A 15218-nucleotide genomic window follows, 5' to 3' on the forward strand; every position below is an offset into this window, starting at 1 on the left:
TTTTACGCTAGGGGCTGGTCTGATCCTGATACTGGGGCTATTCTTGCGTGGCTGCATTACGCGTGCAACGTCCCCAGATATATAGGTTTTTAGTATTAACGGGCCGGTGAATAATGATTCATTCTTTAGCCTTAATTCTTCAAACTTTATCTATCAAGAAAGCAGGTGTTCACCGGTTCACCTGCCCGGCAAAATGTTTATCTCTGTTCATGAGGATGGAAAATGTTCAACCAACGTAAAAAATGGTTGTCAGGTGTGGTAGCGGGTACGCTGATGGCGATCTCTGCTGGCTCACTGGCCGCAGACAAGACGCTGCACGTTTATAACTGGTCTGATTATATTGCGCCGGGTACGGTGGCGGATTTTGAAAAGCAAACCGGTATCAAAGTGGTGTACGACGTATTCGACTCCAATGAAGTACTGGAAGGCAAACTGATGGCCGGTAGCACCGGTTATGACGTCGTTGTGCCGTCCTCCAGCTTCCTTGCGCGTCAGCTTCAGTCGGGTGTGTTCCAGCCGCTGGACAGAAGCAAACTGCCGAACTACAAAAATCTCGACCCTGATTTGATGAAAAAGCTCGAGCAGCACGATCCGGGCAACAAATATGCGATCCCTTATCTGTGGGCGACCACCGGGATTGGCTATAACGTTGATAAAGTGAAAGCCGCTCTGGGTAAAGATGCCCCGGTCGACAGCTGGGATCTGGTCCTGAAGCCGGAAAATCTCGAAAAGCTGAAGAGCTGTGGCGTCTCCTTCCTCGATGCACCTGAGGAGATCTTCGCGACTGTGCTGAACTACATGGGCAAAGATCCGAACAGCAGCGATGCAAAAGATTATACGGCGGCGACCGATCTGCTGTTGAAACTGCGTCCGAGCATTCGCTATTTCCACTCTTCCCAGTACATCAACGATCTGGCAAACGGCAATACCTGCGTGGCGATTGGTTGGGCGGGTGATATTCTCCAGGCGAAAAACCGCGCTGTAGAAGCGAAGAACGGCGTGAATATCGCCTACAGCATTCCTAAGCAGGGCGCGCTAGCGTTCTTCGATATGCTGGCGATCCCGAAAGATGCGAAAAACGTCGATGAAGCCTATCAGTTTATTAACTATCTGATGGAGCCGAAAGTGATGGCGCAGATTTCCAATACGGTGTTTTACGCCAGCGGTGTAAAGGCTTCCCTGCCGTTTGTTGATGCGGCTATTCGCGACAACCCGGGAATCTATCCAACCCCTGAAACCATGGCGAAACTGTTCACCCTGAAGGTGCAGGATCCGAAACTTGACCGTGTGCGTACGCGTGCATGGACTAAAGTTAAAAGTGGTAAGTAAGCCATAACCGTTTCACACTCGTTAAGCAGCAGAGGCGCGGTTACCGGCCTCTGTTTTGTTTTTTTTAGGGCAGGGCAGACGTCAACCCGCACAGCGGCCCCGCCTTTTAGCGCCGGAGTATAATGGTAGTGAATGACGCGATCCCCCGTCCTCAAAGCAAAGCAGGTAAGGCGCTGACGCCACTGCTGGAGATCCGCAATCTGACCAAATCGTTTGATGGTCAGCATGCGGTGGATGATGTGAACCTCACCATCTATAAAGGCGAGATTTTCGCTCTGTTAGGTGCCTCAGGCTGCGGTAAATCAACGCTGCTGCGTATGCTGGCCGGTTTTGAAGCGCCAACGCAGGGGCAAATCGTGCTGGATGGCCTGGATCTCTCCCATGTGCCACCGTATCAGCGCCCCATTAATATGATGTTCCAGTCCTACGCCCTGTTCCCCCATATGACGGTGGAGCAGAATATCGCCTTTGGACTGAAACAGGACCGTCTGCCGAAAGCCGAAATTGCCGAGCGTGTGGCTGAAATGCTGACGCTGGTGCATATGCAGGAGTTTGCCAAACGTAAGCCTCATCAGCTCTCTGGCGGTCAGCGTCAGCGTGTCGCACTGGCCCGTAGCCTGGCAAAACGCCCTAAACTGCTGCTGCTGGATGAACCGATGGGCGCGCTGGATAAAAAACTGCGTGACCGCATGCAGCATGAAGTGGTGGATATCCTTGAGCGTGTAGGGGCGACCTGCGTCATGGTGACCCACGACCAGGAAGAAGCCATGACCATGGCGGGCCGCATCGCGATAATGAATCGTGGCAAGTTTGTGCAGATCGGTGAACCGGAAGAAATTTACGAGCACCCGACCACGCGTTTCAGTGCCGAATTTATCGGTTCAGTTAACCTGTTCGAAGGACTGCTGCGTGAACGTCTGGAGGATGGGCTGATTATTGAGAGTCCGGGCCTGATCCATCCGCTGAAAGTGGCCTCTGACGTGTCGGTGGTTGATGGTGTTCCGGTGTCCGTGGCGCTGCGCCCGGAAAAAGTGATGTTATGCGATGAGATTCCGGCCGATGGCTGCAACTTTGCCGTGGGTGAAGTGGTGCATATTGCCTACCTGGGCGATCTGTCGATTTATCATGTCCGTCTGCATAGCGGGCAGATGATCAGTGCCCAGTTGCAGAATGCCTATCGCTTCCGTAAGGATACTCCGACCTGGGGTGACGAAGTGCGTCTTTGCTGGGATGCCGATAGCTGTGTGGTCTTAACGGTATAATCATGAGCCAATTTTCTGAACGCCCTCCCGAGCCGCCAAGCGGCCAGCAAACCGGCATTAAAGGGCTGTTGACACGTCTGTCGATGGCGCACGGTCGTAAGCTGGTGATTGGACTGCCTTACCTCTGGCTGTCGCTACTGTTTCTGCTGCCGTTTCTGATTGTTCTGAAGATCAGTTTTTCCGATATCGCCCGTTCAAGCCCACCGTATACCGAGCTGTTAAGCTGGGCTGACGGCCAGCTTAACATGGCGCTGAACTTCGGCAATTACCTGATGCTGACTGAGGACCCGCTGTATATCGATGCCTACCTGCATTCATTGCAGGTGGCGGGGATTGCCACGCTGATCTGTTTAGCGATTGGTTATCCGCTGGCATGGGCGGTGGCACATGCTTCACCTTCTACGCGCAATATCCTGCTGTTGCTGGTGATCCTGCCGTCATGGACCTCGTTCCTGGTGCGCGTTTATGCGTGGATGGGCATCCTCAATAATAACGGTATTCTGAATCGATTCCTGATGTGGACGGGGGTGATCGATCATCCGATCACCATTCTTTACACCGATCTGGCGGTGTATATCGGTATTGTTTACTGCTATCTGCCGTTTATGGTGCTGCCGATTTACACCGCGCTGACACGTATTGATTACTCGCTGGTGGAAGCCTCGCTCGATCTCGGCGCACGTCCGATAAGAACCTTCTTCAGTGTGATTGTGCCGCTGACCAAAGGCGGCATTATCGCCGGGTCGATGCTGGTGTTTATTCCGGCGGTAGGGGAGTACGTGATCCCGGAACTGCTGGGGGGCCCGGACAGCATTATGATCGGGCGCGTGGTGTGGATGGAGTTCTTTAACAACCGTGACTGGCCTGTCGCATCGGCCCTGGCGGTGATTATTCTGTTGATCCTGATCCTGCCGATTATCTGGTTCCATAAACATCAGAATAAAGAGGGGGATAAAGCGTGAGTCAGCTACCGGTTATTCGCTCAAAGTGGCGCACGGCTATCCTTGCCGTCTGTTTCTTCTTCCTGTACGCACCAATGCTGTTACTGGTGATTTATTCGTTTAACTCATCGCAACTGGCGGCATGGGAGGGCTTCTCGCTGCGCTGGTATCAGGTACTGTTTAACGACGATGCCATGATCCGTGCGGTAACGCTTAGCCTGTCCCTTGCCGGGCTGTCGGCGACGGCAGCGGTGATCCTCGGGACTATCGCTGCGATGGTGATTGTGCGCTTCGGCCGCTTTAAAGGCTCCACTGGCTTTGCCTTTATCCTGACGGCACCGCTGGTCATGCCGGATGTGATCACCGGGCTTTCGCTGCTGCTGTTGTTTGTGGCCATGGCGAATGCGTTCGGCTGGCCTGCTGAGCGCGGGATGCTGACGATCTGGCTGGCCCACGTCACCTTCTGCACCGCCTATGTGGCGGTGGTGATTAACTCGCGTCTGCGTGAGCTGGATCGCTCGATTGAAGAGGCGGCGATGGATCTGGGGGCGACGCCACTGAAGGTGTTTTTTGTGATCACGGTTCCGATGATTGCGCCTGCCATTGTCACCGGCTGGCTGCTGGCATTTACCCTGTCGCTTGACGATCTGGTGATCTCCAACTTCGTCACCGGGCCAGGTGCTAATACGTTACCGATGCAGATATTTGCCACCGTGCGCCGTGGGATTAACCCCGAAATTAACGCGCTGGCAACCTTGATTCTGCTGGTGGTGGGGATTGTTGGCTTTATTGCCTGGCGTTTGATGGCCAGTAAAGAGAAGCAGCGCCTGAAAGACATTCAGAGGGCGCGCGCCGGGCATTAATCCGCGTTTAAGCAAGACCTGTCGTGGCTGACCTTCTGTTTCTTCCAGCCTGCGACGTTATGCCGCAATGAAAACGGGACGACCGGAAAAAGGTCGTCCCGTTATCTCTACGAGGTTCCTTGGCGACCAATCACCCAAGCACCTTCTTCACACAGGCTTTGAAAATCTTAATCCCCACCGGCAATGAATTCAGATCAAAATGCATATCCGGATGGTGCAATCCAGGAACTAACCCGGTGCCCAGGCCCCAGAAACCGGCCTTCACTGAAGGACGCTGCACCGGATAGTGGAAGAAATCTTCACTGCCCGGCGTGGAGCGCGGTTCAAGTAAAGCGTCCTGACCCAATACCTCGACAATCGCGCCGGAGATCAGCGCACTCATCTCATCATCAATTTCGGCTGCGGGCATGGCTTTCAGTACCTGCACTTCAGCCTGTGCGCCAAAGGCGGCAACGCTGTGCTCAATGGCACGCTGCACACGATGTTGCAGTTCGATCATATCCTCGTTCTTTGCGGCCCGAAGATCGAACACCACGCGTGCTTCATCCGGGATCGAGTTAGTCACGCCTGCATCGCAGAGGAAACGCGTGGCTTTAACGCTCCACACGCTGTTCGGTGCCATATGAATCGCATTTACTGCCTGCACTGCGCTAACGCCAGCATCCAGCGCATTGACGCCAAGGTGTGGGCGAGCGCCGTGCGCGGTCTGGCCGCGGATAATGGCTTCAACGGTCACACAGGCTGAGTAATACACGGCAGGGATCGCTGTGCCAACCGCGCACTCTTCCGCCGGACGGACGTGGAAACCGAGGATCATATCGACATCATCAATTGCCCCGCCGTCGATCATCGCCAGCGCGCCGGTTCCCAGTTCTTCAGCAGGCTGGAAAATTAGTTTCAGGCGACCTTTTTTAATCGCCTGCTCGGCGATCAGTTCCTGGGCGGCGGTGAGCACCACTGAAGAATGACCGTCGTGGCCGCAGGTATGGCGGGCGCAGGGAATGCCGTTGATGATATGCCCCAGCGCATCCATATCGGCACGCAGTGCCAGAGTCGGGCCTGGAACACCGCTGTCCAGCACAGCGACAATGCCGGTGGTGGCATTAAAATGATCCTGAACCTCATAACCGGCGGCTTTAAGCTGCTGGCTGATGTAGGCCGAGGTCTTAAACTCCTGGAAACCCAACTCCGGGATTTCGTGCAGGTAGTGGTAATGTTCTAACACTTTTGACACGTTATACACTCCATTCAGCTTCTGTTACGCAATGACTCGCATCACCAGCATCGCGATGACCGAGTTCATAATGCTGGTCAGCATTAACAGCGGCCAGTATTTTTTCGGCACGTCGGAAACACCGAGCAGGCGGCCCATATACTGTAACTGAGAACCCATTAAAAAGATCGCCGGGGCCAGAATAGTGATATCTCCCCCGGTCAGCACGCCTTTCGCCAGCAGGCTGATAGCAACGCCGGTTCCGGCAGAGGAGGAGAGCCAGGCGGTCAGCAGTACGGTAACCGCTTCACCGGGCAGGCCGAACAGCCCCATGACGGGCGCGAAAACGGTACCAATCAGTTTCATCACGCCGAGCAGGTTCAGCACTTCAGCAATGACATAAGCCATCACCACGTTCGGCATTAAATTATGAATGGCAATATGAAAGCCTTTACGTGCACCAATCACAAAGATATCGAAGGGATTATTAGAAACGCTAACCTGAGGGTTATTCTGCATGTTGGAAATCTCGCTTGTAAACGGTATTCAGCATCAGACGGACAAAAGCGCCGCCAACAAATTTCAGTACGAACATCAGCACCAGCGGGACCAGTACCGGTGTGGCCAGCGAAGCAAATAACGCCGACCCGATAGAGAAGTAGTTATTAATCAGCCCTGCGCCGGAATATTGCCAGGCCGCCATGATCACTACATCTTTTTTCGTCACCTGTTTGTTGTCGTACAGCTCTTTCGTTAATGCCGCACCTGCATCGGTGCTTTGTAAATCGGTAATTAAGGCCAGCCCTGTGCGTCCTGGAATACCTAACAGGGGACGTAACAGTGGCGTCAGCAATTTGTGGGCCGCGCGAATGGCGCCGTAATGAGTGAAGATCTCCAGTAGCCCCAGCGCCAGCATCACGGTTGGCACCAGCGACAATGCAAACAGGAAGCCGGCTTTGGCACTGAGTCCGCCCGCACCGACAAAGGTATTATGGGCCGGATCTTTCATGGTGCCGAAACTGCCACCCAGTGTGGTGAAATCAAATGCACCCAGCCATGCCATGCCGTCGACGTTAAACAGCAGGCCGGAAAAAAACAGTATGGCTAATATTAATGCCAGCCAGGCCCCTTTGCCGACTGACCACTTTTCACCCGACAGGGTTATTTTCTCTTCAGACATCTGGTTCCTACTCCCCGGTATTCATCAAAGGTTATGCAAATAGCCCATAGCGGAATTTTCGTTCCATATAGTGGAATTATTGACCGACCTGGACTAAAAATAATGTGGTTGCTGCCGATAACGATCGAACCACAGGGTTCGGATTGCAGATATCGTGCCAGAATGCATTCATATCATTAATCTTACGGAATGAACTGAGGCAGGGCGGGTTAATTTCGCTATAAGATAAAAGTGAAAAACCGATTATTTATTTTCAACGATGAAATAAAAGACACTTTTTTTCTTTTCTCAGTGGGAATATTCTTGTGAGTGCAACCGTAAGACACCATGATGGATCAGTTGCACCATCACAGGGCGTGGCAGCAGCAGGAGGGAAGAAATGTCTGAAGTGATAAGAGAGAGCAAAACGCTGTTCAGCGGCGCGGCAAGCATTCCGGTGCCCGTATGGATTGCGGGTATCGCCATTATTGCTACCCGCTGCCTCGGCGTATTGCTGCTCGCTAACGAGCTGGGGTTGATGGAGCTGATGAACTTTGTGCATCGCAGTGCACAGGCCTGGGATTCAACGCTGATCTTTATTGCCAGCCAGCTGATCTTCTTTATCGAGCTGCGCTGTGCCATTGCCCTGATGCGCGGGCACAGCTGGGGGCGCTGGGGTTTCCTGGCAGCTCAGGTGCTGGTGCTGATCTATATGTTTGTGGCGTCTATGGGCTGGGTCTATCCGGAGATTTTCAGCATTAATAGCGATAATGATAGTCAGGTTGTTCCCTCTCTCCTGGTACAAAAGCTTCCCGATATCCTGGTGTTGTTGCTGCTGTTTGTGCCGCAAAGTAGCCGACGGTTTTATCGTTAATCCTCCACTGCTATACTGTTCGACTGCATTTCGCTTCCCAGATCAGGCTTCCATCATGCATTGCGCGCTTTATGACGCCGGCCGTTGCCGTTCCTGCCAATGGCTGGAGACACCTTACTCCCGACAAGTTTCTCAAAAACAGTCACATTTACAGCAATTGTTGGCATGTTTTCCGGTTGGTCAGTGGTTGCCGCCAGCGCTCTCTCCGCTACAAAAATTCCGCAATAAAGCCAAAATGGTGGTCAGCGGCAGCGTCGAACGCCCTCTGCTGGGTATGTTGCATCGTGATGGTACGCCAGTCGATCTGAGCGACTGTCCGCTCTATCCTGACAGTTTTGCCAGCGTGTTTGCTGAACTACGCCCGTTTATTGCCCGTGCCGGGCTGACGCCCTATAACGTGGCACGCAGGCGAGGTGAACTGAAATATATCCTGTTGACCGAAAGCCGGTATAACGGGCAACTGATGCTACGTTTTGTTCTGCGCTCAACCACCAAACTGGCGCAGCTGCGCGCCGCACTGCCCGAGCTTCAGCGCGCATTGCCTCAATTGGCGGTGATTTCTGCCAATATTCAACCTGTGGCGATGGCGATTATGGAGGGGGAGGAAGAGATTCCATTAACGGATAATCAGGTCCTTGCCGAACAACTCAACGACGTGCCGCTGTCACTACTGCCGAAGAGCTTTTTTCAGACCAATCCACGGGTGGCGGCCGAACTGTATGCCACTGCGCGAGTCTGGGTCAGAGAATTGCAGGTGAGTGCTATGTGGGATCTGTTCTGCGGTGTGGGTGGTTTTGGTCTGCATTGTGCGACGCCCGAGATGCAGTTGACGGGGATCGAGATCAGCCAGGAGGCGATTGCCTGTGCGCAGCGGTCTGCGGAACAGATGGGACTGAAACAAGTGAGCTTTGCAGCACTGGACTCCACTGCTTTTGCCACCGGAGAGGGCAGCGTGCCGGAGCTGGTGCTGGTCAATCCACCGCGCCGCGGAATTGGTGCCGGGCTTTGTGCGTATCTGGAAAAAATGGCACCGCCATGGATACTCTATTCCAGCTGTAATGCCGAAACGATGGCCGCCGATATCGGACGCCTGAAAGCCTATCGCATCATCAAAGTTCAGATCTTTGATATGTTTCCGCACACCACGCATTACGAAGTGTTGACGCTGTTGCAGCGGGTGTAAAGGGGGGGGGGCCCCCCCCCCCCCCTACGATGATACCACTATATGGGGCGTGGCATGCCGCGCCCTGATGCCTTACGATGACGTCAGCATGTGGGTAGGGGCGTGGCATGCCGCGCCCGGATGCCGAAAATTACTCGGGGAACCACTGCTTATTGAGTTTATCAATCGTCCCGTCAGCTTTCAGTGCAGCCAGCGCGGTGTCCAGCTTCTTCAGCAGCGCATCATTATCTTTACGTACCGCAATACCCAGACCCGTGCCGAAATAACTGCTGTCCGTAATATGCTCGCCGACGGCGCTGAGATTAGGGTTGGTCTTAAGCCAGGCGCCGACCACTGCGGTGTCACCCAAAATGCCATCCAGGCGATTATTTTTCAGGTCGAGGATCGCGTTCTGGTAGCTGTCATAGGCCACCGCCGTGATGTCCGGCTGCTTATCATGCAGGTACTTCTGGTGAGTGGTGCCGTTCTCAATACCTACACGTTTACCCTTCAGCTGATCCAGGCTGGTGAACTTGCCTTTCTGCGCAATAATAATCGCTGAGTTGGCGTAGTAAGGTTGAGTAAAGCTGACCTGTTTCTGGCGCTCTTCAGTGATATCCATACCGGAAATCACGGCATCGTAGCGGCGGAACTTCAGCGCAGGAACCAGACTGTCAAAGGGATTATTGGTGAAGCTGCACTCCGCCTGCATCTGTTTGCACAGTGCTTTCGCCAGATCGATATCGAAGCCGACAATCTGGTTATCGCTGTTCAGGGATTCAAAGGGAGGGTAGGTCGCGGAGGAGGCAAAACGAATCTTGTCTGCAGCCTGCGTTCCTAAGGCAACGCTGGCCAGCAAGGCTGCCAGAACGAGTTTTTTCATCTATTAATTCCTTTAGGTCTCATTGTCCTGACCAGTATCGACGACAGAAGCTGTTCGTTATCCGTTGATTAAAGAGCTACGAAGGCTTTTTTTTCATGAATGCCCGAGGCGCGGGTGCGGATCGGGCATCGGTAAGCATCAATTCCGCTGTTCGAACGCCAGTGCCCGGCGCTCAATCATGCGCATCATCAGGGTCAGTAATCCGTTTACGCACAGATAAATCACCCCGGCGGCGGCAAACACGCTGACATCGTAGGTGCGTCCGTAAAGCATTTGCCCGTGACCCATGACTTCCATCAGCGTAATGGTGTAGGCCAGCGAGGTACTTTTAAACACCAGCACCACCTCATTGGAGTATGAGGAGAGCGCACGTTTGAATGCATACGGCAGCAAAATTCGCAGTTGATCGCGGCGGTTCATGCCCAGCGCCGCACAGGACTGCCATTGCCCGGCAGGAATAGCACGCACCGCGCCGTGGAACAGCAGTGTGGTATAGGCCGCGCTGTTCAGTGACAGGGCCAGCAGCGCACACAACCAGGGTTGTGAAAGCAGGCTCCATAACCAGTGAATATTCTGGATCGCCGGGAACTGTCCTGGTCCGTAGTAGATCAGGAAGATCTGCACCAGCAGTGGGGTGCCGGTAAACAGGGTGATATAGGCGCGAGTCATCTGGTTCAGAACCGGGACTTTTAACGCCAGGATCACGGTAAACACCAGGGCCAGAATCAACGCCAGCAGCAGTGCCGCTACGGTGAGCATCAGGCTGGTATTCAAACCTTTCAGCAGTTCAGGGAAATAACTCAACATCAGCAGTCTCCCCGCTCAAAGCGTGTGGTGCGCAGTTCAATGCGTTTCAGGACGAATTGGCTGAACAGGGTGATCAGCAGGTAAATCCCCGCCGCGATAACGTACCAGGTAAAAGGTTCCTGGGTGCGGGTCGCGATGCTTTTGGTCTGCAACATAATATCGTTAACGCTAATCAGGGAGACCAGCGCGGTATCTTTCAACAGCACTAACCACTGATTGCCGAGGCCGGGCAGCGCATGGCGCCACATCTGCGGCATAATCAGGCGGAAGAAGATAGCGGTCTTCTTCATTCCCAGCGCTTGTCCTGACTCCCACTGGCCTGACGGTACGGCTTTCAGCGCACCGCGCAGGGTTTGTGATGCATAAGAGGAGTAGAGGATAGCCAGCGCAATCACCCCGCAAAGAAACGGGCTGACGTCAAAATTCTCAATGGCGACCTGAACCGGGATTTGAACGAACCCCAGGTTAACGGTGAAGCCGTCCGACAGCGTCAGCAGCAGCTGTGAGGCACCGAAGTAGATAAACAGCACCACAAGGATTTCCGGCAGGCCGCGAAACAGCGTGACCAGTCCGGTTCCCAGCCAGGCGAGGGGACGCCAGCGCGCAGATTCCCAGACGGCGAAAATCATCGCCAGTATTAAACCGGCAATCAGTGCACAAACGGCCAGGCCGACGGTCATCCCGGCGGCGCTGGCGAGAGTATAAAGTTCGCTCATTAATTACTGCTGAAACCACTTGCTGTAGATAGTCTTATAGGTGCCGTTGGCTTTCACCTTGTCCAGCGCCGCGTCGAATTTGCTCTGAAGCTCGGTATTACCCTGACGCACGGCAATGCCGAGGCCGGTGCCGAAGTAGGCTTTATCCGTCACTTTCTCGCCCATTGGCGTCAGATTTGGGTTCTGTTTCAGCCATTCGTTGACCACCGCTGTATCACCAAATACCGCATCGATACGGCCATTTTTCAGGTCGAGGATCGCGTTCTGATAGCTGTCGTATGGCACAACGTTAATAGCAGGCAGCTTTTCGCTCAGGTATTTCTGGTGTGTAGTGCCGTTCTGCACACCCACGCGTTTGCCTTTCAGTGCATCTACGCTGCTGACTTTATCTTTCTGGATAATAAACAGCGCAGAGTTGTCGTAATAGGCTTTGGTGAACAGGACCTGTTTTTCACGCTCAGGCGTGATATCCATACCGGCCATCACCGCATCAAAACGACGGAATTTCAGACTGGGGATCAGGCTGTCGAACGCCTGGTTGGTGAAGGTACATTCGGCACCGATTTCGCGGCACAGCGCGTTGGCCAGATCGACATCAAACCCCTGGATCTTATTATCAGAATCCACGAATTCGAAAGGAGGGTAAGACGCCTCAGTAGCAAAACGAAGGGTTTGAGTGGCGCTGGCGCTCAGGCTGCAACCGGCTAACAGTGCGGCAATGACAATTTTTTTCATCGTTATGTCCTGCAATTAATGCGAAAGATAATGGGCAAACGCCTCGGTTTGCGGCTGTGTAAAGCGGCTGGCATCACCCTGTTCGACAATATAGCCATTTTCCATATACACCACGCGGCTGGCCGTTTTACGCGCCACTTCCACTTCATGGGTGACGATCACCTGGGTGATATTGGTCTGCGCCAGTTCACGAATGATGCTGACGATCTGGGCGGTGATTTCCGGGTCCAGTGCAGCGGTGGGTTCATCGAACAGCAGCACAGCCGGTTCCATCATCAGAGCACGAGCAATGGCTACGCGCTGCTGCTGGCCACCGGACAGGTGCAGAGGATAACGGTCGGCAAAGGTCGTCAGACGCAGGCGATCGAGCAGTTTCGCAGCACGTTCATGTGCCTGCGCTTTGCTTAAGCCCAGCACGCGGCAGGGGGCTTCGATCAGGTTCTGAACGACAGTCAGGTGAGGCCAGAGATTATACTGTTGGAACACCATACCGACGTTTTGACGCAGTTCGCGTATTGCCACGTCGCCAGGGGGTTTTGTGAAGTCAAAGCGATTGCCAGCGATTTCCAGCGTACCGGAACGCGGCATCTCCAGCAGGTTTAACACACGCAGGAGAGAGCTCTTCCCGGCACCGCTTGGCCCCAGCAATACCAGCGTCTCACCCTGAGGGCAAGCCAGCTGAATGTCAAAAAGCGCCTGGTGGGCACCGTAATAGCAGTTAATACCGTTTAGTTGAATACTCATGCGCAAAAAGTGAATAGCAATTGATGCCGCGAATCTTAACGTCGACAGCATAGTTATGCAATCATTGTGCGTTAAAATTTATTTATGCGGGCAGGGTGATTAAATAGTAGCACAAGATAGCGCGATGTTACGGTTTTCACTGAAATGTATCGGGGCCGTTATGCAATTATGTGCGCGGGATCGGATCAATGACTGTGCTACAGAAGGATGGCGAGCCCGTGAACCTTCATGAGCATAGATAACTATGTGGCTGGGGCGAATGGGTGTAGAAAACGCATCTGCATCTTAAAGTATGAAGGGTATGCCTCTGATTATTAAAATACGCCATCGAATTCTTAACGTGAATGCATGCGATAATCAGGGATTACTGGTTGTGGCTAGAAATTTAATCATGATAATAATTTACGCTCATTGAACTAATTAAAAGTTACGGTTACAATATCCACGTGATTGCAGATGTCGTATTTTTATGGCTTTCATAGAATCGGATCTCAAGCAAAGTAATGATTTATTGTTTCAATTATGATTTTTTCGAAATGCAATTTTTTCTGATAAACCATGACGGTTCGTCACTTCCGGGATCAGGTGGATTACATGTAATATGCTATTTGCATGTCGAAATCATTAAGGTGAGAATAACTTACAGGAGTTATATTGAATGGATTCAAAAAAGCACTTTAAAATGTTCATGGTTTTTATCTCTTTCCTTTTTTTTGCTTTTTTTTGCTTTGTTTTTGTTAGCGCTATTTTTTCAATAAAAAGAATTGTCGAGGATGGTGGTATCTATTCTTTTAACTCAGGAGATCTGATTGGCCATCTGTTAATATTGCTGATTATAGTAGGATGTCTTTATTTTTCAATAAAGACATCATTGTTAATGTAATAATATATTTTCTCAAAATATTGGTGTTAGGGAGTGGGCTAACGCCGTTGATGAATTTTTTGGGTGTTGTTGTTTTTTTATCGAACTTTGATGGCACTAATTGATAGATTTAAGATAATAGATATGCTAATTTCTAATTAATTAAAATGACATTTAGTTAATTCCACTTAAAATATTTTTTATTATCTCATGAAATTCCTCTTCATTATTTTCCTTTATTGATAGTGCGTCAATAAAGGGTTCCAGGTAATCATCGACAAGAAAATAAAACAGGTCGAGGTCATCTTTTTTTCTCATCATATAAAACAATGAAGGTGACTTGTTTTTTAATTTTCTCGAAACATATAAAGATCTTGCTCTGGCTCCAGCTATTGTAACACTCAGTGTGAATGTTGCGTTGAATATAATCTTGGGAAGTAATTTACTGGTAAAGTAAGATGCCATGTCCTGAAGCAGAATGCTGTTTATAAATATTCGCCCAGAAGCCTTTCCTGCTTGTTCAGCGATAATGTCTGTGACGTGTTTTCTCGAGTTTCTTGTAAATTCGCCCACAACTAATACTATTATTTTTCTTATCTCATCATTAGAAATACCGAATTTAATTCGTCTAAATAACCTGTCTGAATCCAATCTATTTACCCATCTGTTTTCGGTATCAAAGTATTCATAAGAAGAATATCCGATATCTCTTGAGAAGTCCTTGACGATATTACCAGCGAAGGTTGTGTATTTTATATAAAATGGTTTGCTGTCAGTTTTCATTAACGCTATTATTTGTTTTGAAATTCTTTCTGTATCACTCATTTTACATCCTTTTTTGTGCTTTTTTCATTAGGTTGAAGTGACATTATTATTATTATTTTAACTGAGTAATTATAATGTGTTTCATTGGTGCCTGTCTGGTTTGTTTTGCGCCAGTGTGACTTTCTGAATAAACCATCTGCTCGGCGAATTTTACGTTCAATGAATTAGATTGGAAATAGTAATAATACGATTATAAATCAGGGGGCAGGAGGCGATCGTATGAATTATGCTATGGGGATAAAGACGGCATTAAACATCGTGCCGCCAGCCAGCGGCACGTATTCGTGACTTATTTTTGCAGCAGTTGGACGAGTGAGCCGCCGGAAAGATGCGGATTAGGGCCCAGATAGCGCACATCACTGACGGACCAGCAGGTGCCCTCACGAACCATCAGCACTTCATCCTGCCAGCTTGTATCACCCCGTTTCAGCGTGACGCGCAACGGGATGTTACGGGCATCGGTATTCGGGATAGTCGAAGCATCCGCCACGCTGGCGTCCGTAGCACCCTGGCCCTGACTGGAGAAGATGTCTCCCGTCAGCAGTGCGGTTTTATTCGGTTTCGTCTGTGCATTAATCAGAGACTGATAGAGCGCATCACTGAGTAGCGGGCGGTACTTTGCCAGCAGTTGAGCATCAGGCAATCCCGGTGAAGGTTGTTGTGTCCGCAGATCGTAGAACTGCTGCGCTACGCTGTCCGGGCCGCCATCAGCACAGGGCCCCACCCGGGTACCAATGTCCTTATAGGCAGGTTCTACGGTAGTACAGGCACTCAGTAACAGCGCAAGGGGTACCACGGAAGCAAAGGGTAGGTATTTCATTCTGATTTCCTTATTGTTATCAG

General features: G+C 51.4%; 16 protein-coding genes. 6 read left to right on the forward strand and 10 right to left on the reverse strand.

What is annotated here, in order from left to right; genetic code table 11:
- Positions 1-222 precede the first annotated feature (222 nt).
- From potF to potI, 4 genes are all read left to right on the forward strand, one after another.
- Positions 223-1329 (forward strand): spermidine/putrescine ABC transporter substrate-binding protein PotF, encoded by a 1107-nt coding sequence (potF, locus tag WH277_RS13220; RefSeq protein WP_339505780.1) that lies wholly within the window; start codon positions 223-225, stop codon positions 1327-1329.
- 128 nt (positions 1330-1457) lie between these two features.
- Positions 1458-2591 (forward strand): putrescine ABC transporter ATP-binding subunit PotG, encoded by a 1134-nt coding sequence (gene potG, locus WH277_RS13225; RefSeq protein WP_159338129.1) that lies wholly within the window; start codon positions 1458-1460, stop codon positions 2589-2591.
- Between the two features lie 2 nt (positions 2592-2593).
- Entirely contained in the window at positions 2594-3553 is a 960-nt protein-coding gene (gene potH / locus WH277_RS13230) for a putrescine ABC transporter permease PotH (protein ID WP_339505781.1), read from the forward strand.
- Positions 3550-4395, forward strand: a complete 846-nt coding sequence (gene potI / locus WH277_RS13235) for a putrescine ABC transporter permease PotI (protein ID WP_133841077.1) — start codon at positions 3550-3552, stop codon at positions 4393-4395. Before potH ends, potI begins: the two co-directional genes overlap by 4 nt.
- Positions 4396-4525: 130 nt before the next feature.
- Here potI and WH277_RS13240 read toward each other — a convergent pair whose 3' ends face one another.
- Genes WH277_RS13240 through WH277_RS13250 form a run of 3 tightly spaced genes read right to left on the reverse strand, consistent with a single transcriptional unit; the run spans position 4526 to position 6788 of the window.
- Positions 4526-5629: an amidohydrolase gene (locus tag WH277_RS13240; RefSeq protein ID WP_167864871.1), complete on the reverse strand. Its 1104-nt coding sequence runs from the start codon at positions 5627-5629 to the stop codon at positions 4526-4528.
- Positions 5630-5653: 24 nt separating this feature from the next.
- The gene (locus tag WH277_RS13245) at positions 5654-6127 is read right to left on the reverse strand and encodes a YjiG family protein (protein ID WP_133841075.1); all 474 of its coding nucleotides are present in this window, start codon (positions 6125-6127) and stop codon (positions 5654-5656) included.
- Complete coding sequence (locus WH277_RS13250) at positions 6117-6788, reverse strand: nucleoside recognition domain-containing protein (RefSeq protein ID WP_339505782.1); 672 nt, start codon at positions 6786-6788, stop codon at positions 6117-6119. The genes WH277_RS13245 and WH277_RS13250 overlap by 11 nt, the downstream gene beginning before the upstream one ends.
- Before the next feature lie 379 nt (positions 6789-7167).
- Here WH277_RS13250 and WH277_RS13255 point away from each other — a divergent pair, with 379 nt between their 5' ends.
- Together WH277_RS13255 and rlmC are read left to right on the forward strand one after the other, a co-directional pair.
- Positions 7168-7641 (forward strand): YbjO family protein, encoded by a 474-nt coding sequence (locus WH277_RS13255; RefSeq protein ID WP_133841073.1) that lies wholly within the window; start codon positions 7168-7170, stop codon positions 7639-7641.
- A 55-nt stretch (positions 7642-7696) separates the two neighbouring features.
- Complete coding sequence (gene rlmC, locus WH277_RS13260; protein WP_339505783.1) at positions 7697-8824, forward strand: 23S rRNA (uracil(747)-C(5))-methyltransferase RlmC; 1128 nt, start codon at positions 7697-7699, stop codon at positions 8822-8824.
- Positions 8825-8954: 130 nt separating this feature from the next.
- Here the strand turns inward: rlmC and WH277_RS13265 are convergent, their stop codons facing one another.
- The 7 genes from WH277_RS13265 to WH277_RS13295 form a co-directional block, all read right to left on the reverse strand.
- On the reverse strand, positions 8955-9686 hold the full coding sequence (locus WH277_RS13265) for an arginine ABC transporter substrate-binding protein (RefSeq protein ID WP_133841071.1): 732 nt from the start codon (positions 9684-9686) through the stop codon (positions 8955-8957).
- Positions 9687-9824: 138 nt separating this feature from the next.
- Positions 9825-10493: an arginine ABC transporter permease ArtM gene (gene artM, locus WH277_RS13270; protein WP_339505784.1), complete on the reverse strand. Its 669-nt coding sequence runs from the start codon at positions 10491-10493 to the stop codon at positions 9825-9827.
- Complete coding sequence (artQ, locus tag WH277_RS13275) at positions 10493-11209, reverse strand: arginine ABC transporter permease ArtQ (protein ID WP_133841069.1); 717 nt, start codon at positions 11207-11209, stop codon at positions 10493-10495. The genes artM and artQ overlap by 1 nt, the downstream gene beginning before the upstream one ends.
- A gap of 3 nt (positions 11210-11212) precedes the next feature.
- The gene (artJ, locus tag WH277_RS13280; protein ID WP_133841068.1) at positions 11213-11944 is read right to left on the reverse strand and encodes an arginine ABC transporter substrate-binding protein; all 732 of its coding nucleotides are present in this window, start codon (positions 11942-11944) and stop codon (positions 11213-11215) included.
- 15 nt (positions 11945-11959) lie between these two features.
- On the reverse strand, positions 11960-12688 hold the full coding sequence (artP, locus tag WH277_RS13285; RefSeq protein WP_133841067.1) for an arginine ABC transporter ATP-binding protein ArtP: 729 nt from the start codon (positions 12686-12688) through the stop codon (positions 11960-11962).
- A gap of 1036 nt (positions 12689-13724) precedes the next feature.
- Positions 13725-14375, reverse strand: coding sequence for a hypothetical protein (locus WH277_RS13290; protein ID WP_133841066.1), 651 nt, complete (start codon positions 14373-14375; stop codon positions 13725-13727).
- A gap of 289 nt (positions 14376-14664) precedes the next feature.
- Complete coding sequence (locus tag WH277_RS13295; protein WP_339505785.1) at positions 14665-15195, reverse strand: lipoprotein; 531 nt, start codon at positions 15193-15195, stop codon at positions 14665-14667.
- Positions 15196-15218 lie beyond the last annotated feature (23 nt).

This window comes from Erwinia sp. MYb416 (genome assembly GCF_037479575.1).
In the GTDB taxonomy this organism is placed as follows: Bacteria; Pseudomonadota; Gammaproteobacteria; order Enterobacterales; family Enterobacteriaceae; genus Erwinia; species Erwinia rhapontici.

Excerpts from the sequence above, each read along its gene's own strand:
- artQ (WP_133841069.1), bottom strand. The coding sequence starts at position 11,209 with ATGAGCGAACTTTATACTCTCGCCAGCGCCGCCGGGATGACCGTCGGC.
- artM (WP_339505784.1), bottom strand. The coding sequence starts at position 10,493 with ATGTTGAGTTATTTCCCTGAACTGCTGAAAGGTTTGAATACCAGCCTG.
- WH277_RS13295 (WP_339505785.1), bottom strand. The coding sequence starts at position 15,195 with ATGAAATACCTACCCTTTGCTTCCGTGGTACCCCTTGCGCTGTTACTG.
- WH277_RS13265 (WP_133841071.1), bottom strand. The coding sequence starts at position 9,686 with ATGAAAAAACTCGTTCTGGCAGCCTTGCTGGCCAGCGTTGCCTTAGGA.
- rlmC (WP_339505783.1), top strand. The coding sequence starts at position 7,697 with ATGCATTGCGCGCTTTATGACGCCGGCCGTTGCCGTTCCTGCCAATGG.
- potH (WP_339505781.1), top strand. The coding sequence starts at position 2,594 with ATGAGCCAATTTTCTGAACGCCCTCCCGAGCCGCCAAGCGGCCAGCAA.
- WH277_RS13290 (WP_133841066.1), bottom strand. The coding sequence starts at position 14,375 with ATGAGTGATACAGAAAGAATTTCAAAACAAATAATAGCGTTAATGAAA.
- WH277_RS13250 (WP_339505782.1), bottom strand. The coding sequence starts at position 6,788 with ATGTCTGAAGAGAAAATAACCCTGTCGGGTGAAAAGTGGTCAGTCGGC.
- artP (WP_133841067.1), bottom strand. The coding sequence starts at position 12,688 with ATGAGTATTCAACTAAACGGTATTAACTGCTATTACGGTGCCCACCAG.
- WH277_RS13255 (WP_133841073.1), top strand. The coding sequence starts at position 7,168 with ATGTCTGAAGTGATAAGAGAGAGCAAAACGCTGTTCAGCGGCGCGGCA.
- potF (WP_339505780.1), top strand. The coding sequence starts at position 223 with ATGTTCAACCAACGTAAAAAATGGTTGTCAGGTGTGGTAGCGGGTACG.
- WH277_RS13245 (WP_133841075.1), bottom strand. The coding sequence starts at position 6,127 with ATGCAGAATAACCCTCAGGTTAGCGTTTCTAATAATCCCTTCGATATC.
- artJ (WP_133841068.1), bottom strand. The coding sequence starts at position 11,944 with ATGAAAAAAATTGTCATTGCCGCACTGTTAGCCGGTTGCAGCCTGAGC.